At 47.6% G+C, this 1,205-nt stretch carries 1 protein-coding gene; it reads right to left on the bottom strand.

The window, feature by feature from the left end:
• Positions 1-119: 119 nt before the first annotated feature.
• On the bottom strand, positions 120-1,205 hold a 1,086-nt coding region (locus ACTHUT_RS20895; RefSeq protein ID WP_440419720.1), incomplete at its 5' end, for a PilT/PilU family type 4a pilus ATPase.

Genomic DNA, 1,205 nt, shown 5'->3' on the forward strand with positions numbered 1-1,205 from the left:
GCGTACTGCATTGCGTGATGCCGATGCAAAACTGAAACAGGCTTGATTATTTGATGGAATAAAGGCCGTCTGAAACTCGTAGTAAGGTTTTAGACGGCCTTTTCTATGCTTTGAAGCTGTTAAATCAATTCTAAATCCGGACCGGCATTTTGCGCACGACGGCTTCGTAATTGAATGTCTAGGCGCAAGTCATGGGGGGAGTCGGCATTTTTAATAGCGTCTTTATAGCTGATATCGCCGTTTTCATACAAATCATACAAGGCTTGGTCAAAAGTGATCATGCCCATGCCGGTTGATTTTTTCATCATTTCTTTGATGTTGTGGACTTCGCCTTTTTGAATCAAGTCGGCAATAATCGGCGAATTGAGCAAAACTTCGACCGCCGCCACACGACCCCGTCCGCTTTCACGGGGAATCAGTCTTTGTGAAATAAAGGCTTGCAGGTTGAGCGACAAGTCTGTCAGCAACTGGGTACGGCGCTCTTCGGGGAAGAAGTTGATGATGCGGTCGAGCGCTTGGTTGGTATTGTTGGCATGTAGTGTCGCCATACACAAATGGCCGGTTTCCGCGAAGGAAATAGCGTAGTCCATGGTCTCGCGGTCGCGGATTTCGCCAATCAAGATAACATCCGGTGCTTGGCGCAGGGTGTTTTTCAGCGCAATCGGCCAATTTTCGGTATCTACGCCGATTTCTCGTTGGGTGATGATGCAGTTTTTGTGTTGGTGGATAAACTCAATCGGGTCTTCGATGGTGATAATGTGGTCGAAGCTGTTTTCGTTTCGATAGTCGATAAGGGAGGCGAGAGAAGTGGACTTGCCCGAACCTGTACCACCGACAAAAATAATCAGGCCGCGTTTTCTGAGGGCGATGTCTTTCAGAATAGGGGGCAGATTGAGCGTTTCAAATTTCGGGATATTGCTGGTAATGGAGCGGAACACTAAAGCTGTTGCACCGCGTTGAACCATGGCATTGACACGGAAGCGACTGGTATCGGGCAGGCTGATGGCGAAGTTGCATTCGTTGGTGGAAGAAAATTCTTCGATTTGTTTGGAAGACATAATCGAAAAAGCGATTTCCATACATTTTTCAGCACTCAACGGCTCATCACTCAGTCGCGTAATTTTGCCGTCCACTTTCATGGCCGGCGGGAAATTGGTGGTAATGAAAAGGTCGGAGCCTTTGTATGTGTTCATATGGTGTAGCCA

Source organism: Neisseria sp. P0022.S010 (assembly GCF_051956635.1).